Below are 2,595 nucleotides of genomic sequence, written 5' to 3'. Positions count from 1 at the left end.
AGTAAGCACGACGCCGGCCACGACGGGCACCAGCGCCAGCACAAGCCACCCGGGCCTGGGTAACGCGCTCGGCGGAAGGGCCGTCAGCACCGGGAGGTCCGGCAGGTCGGCCGGGCGGACGACATCCGCCCGGACCAGACCCGGACCCGTTCGAAATCCTGGTCCGAGGGCGTAGGACAGACCCCAGAGGACCAGGTTGGGCAGCAGCGCAAGCTGGGTCGCCGTGAGCCCGAGACCCCCGAGCACGCCCACGTCGAGCGATCGCTCGGCGGCGGCGACCTCGGGCTCGGTCGCCGCGAGCACCAGCGCGACCCCGAACGCGGCGGCCGCCAGCAGCGCCATGAACGCCGCCGCGCCGGACAGCAGGGGGACGCGCAGCATCACGGGCAGCATCCGCCATGCCGTGCGCAGCCGATGGCGGCCGGCCAGCGCGCCGAGCAGGGCGGCCGGTATCCCGAACGCGACCGTCCCCAGCGCCGCAGAACCGGGGGTCGGCCGTACCGAGTGCGTGCGCACGATGAGCGCGACGACCACGACGAAGAGAGTCTGGGCGCCCACGACGCCGATGACGTCGCCTGCCACGGCCCGCCAAGGGACCCCGACGGCGCCATCCGACCGGCAGCGGCCCCCGCGGGAGTCCCCGAGGTCCGCCACCGAAGCGGCGGAGCGCCCTCCGCCGAGCCGGGCAGGCCGCAACCGCGACACCCGGTTCAGCGACACTCGGCCCAGGGGGGTCCGGTTGAGAACGGCATGCGACTGCAGCGGTGCCGCGCTCGCCCGCCGATGTGCCGCGCTCAGCGCCGCGGCCAGCGGAAAGAGGGCGAGGCCCAATGGCCGGAACGCGATGATCCCGTCAGGGAGCCGCAGCGTCGTTCCGTGAGCGGCAAGCCACAGATCGGCTCCGACGCGCAGAGCCGCGGCGGGTCCGGTGGAGGAGCCGGTGTCGGCTCCCCACACAACCAGAACGACGAATTCGATGAATATCAGGCCCGCAGCCGACGCGGCGACCGCCTCCGCCAGGGGCCGTCCGCCCCGCTGCCAGATCCGATCGGCAAGGCGTCGCGGCAGTCTGGGCGGCTGCATGGAGGCGGGCACGTATCGGATCAACGACCGGGAGGAGGCTCCTGCTGGCCGTAACCACCCGGCGGAGGCGGCTGCTGGCCATAACCTGGGGGCGACTGAGCCTGACCCTGCGACGGCTGCCCGTACCCGCCCGGCTGGGGCGGCTGCCCGTACCCGCCGGCGGGCGGCGCGCCGTATCCGCCGACAGGCGGCTGACCGTAGCCCGTGGGCGGCTGACCGGGCGGCCCATAGCCCGGCGGCGGCCCGTACCCCGTGGGCGGCTGGCCGTAACCGGGCGTGGGCTGCTGGCCGTAGGGCTGACCGTAGGGCGGCTGCTGACCACCATACGGAGGCCAGGCGCCCGGCTGACCGGGCCCGGTGGGACGGGCACCCGGACGGCCGGGAATGGGCGCTCCGCTCGCCAGCGCCGTGAGCACACCGAAGACGGTCTGCACGATCGTCAGCAGCAAGGCGAGGTAGAACCCGAAACTCGGCCCGGCGTCCACCCCGCTCGGCACGTCGGGGAACCGGATCCATCTGATCAACAGCAGAAGGACGGCGAACGCCGAGACGGCCGGCAGTATCCACAGGATCGAGACCGGACCAACGTCCGGGATGCGGACGTTGGCGGCGACGCGCGCCGTCACCAGACCGGCGACCACGACCACCAGGAACACCGGGAACACCGGGAACCAGGAGTTGAACCCGAGCCCCCAGGCGTTTTTGTGAGCCTCCGCCGAGCGGCCGAAAAACCCCAGGCTCACCGAATACCACGGCAGGAAGCTCACGATGAACGTGACCGCCCCAGAGGCGACCACCCCGATGTCGTTGGTGGCGACGCTACGACCGCCGATCTGTGCCACGACGGCAACCCCACTTCGTCTGGTCGGTCGGTGCGGAGACGAGAGCCGTCGATGCACCGATGCAGAAGTCTTGCAGCCGTCGGAAGCGAAGGGAAGACGTCCGTCCCCGAAGCCCCGCGGCCAAGACCCCTACCTGTCCCGATGCCGAGCCCCCGCGTCCCGCGGGGGCTCGGCATCGGGACAGGCCTACAACGACCGCATGATGTCAGCCATCAGCCGGGCGGTCTCCGACGGGGTCTTGCCAACCCGGACGCCGGCCTTCTCCAGGGCTTCTTTCTTGGCCTGCGCGGTACCGGACGAACCGGACACGATGGCGCCCGCGTGGCCCATCGTCTTGCCCTCCGGCGCGGTGAAGCCGGCCACGTAGCCGACGACCGGCTTGGTCACGTGCTCTTCGATGTGCGCCGCGGCCCGCTCCTCGGCGTCGCCGCCGATCTCACCGATCATCACGATCGCGTCGGTGTTCGGATCGGCCTGGAAGGCGTCGAGCGCGTCGATGTGCGTGGTGCCGATGACCGGGTCGCCACCGATGCCGACGCAGGTGGAGAAGCCGAACTCCCGCAGCTCGTACATCATCTGGTAGGTCAGCGTGCCGCTCTTGCTGACCAGGCCGATGCGCCCGCCGGGGGTGATGTCGGCCGGGATGATGCCGGCATTGGACAGACCGGGG

At 71.9% G+C, this 2,595-nt stretch carries 2 protein-coding genes and 1 pseudogene; all 3 read right to left on the bottom strand.

Annotated elements, in window-relative coordinates; all coding sequences use genetic code 11:
• The coding region (locus ACY45C_RS10990; RefSeq protein WP_462187520.1) for a cell division protein PerM at positions 1-1,083 on the bottom strand (1,083 nt) is incomplete at its 3' end.
• 20 nt (positions 1,084-1,103) lie between these two features.
• Positions 1,104-1,925, bottom strand: coding sequence for a hypothetical protein (locus ACY45C_RS10985; RefSeq protein ID WP_462187519.1), 822 nt, complete (start codon positions 1,923-1,925; stop codon positions 1,104-1,106).
• A 186-nt stretch (positions 1,926-2,111) separates the two neighbouring features.
• Positions 2,112-2,595, bottom strand: a pseudogene (locus ACY45C_RS10980) (succinate--CoA ligase subunit alpha); the annotation flags it as partial.

The sequence above is a fragment of the Frankia sp. CcWB2 genome (genome assembly GCF_977927585.1).
Note: the sequence above shows the minus strand (reverse complement) of the source record. Positions and strands in the feature narration are given on the sequence as shown.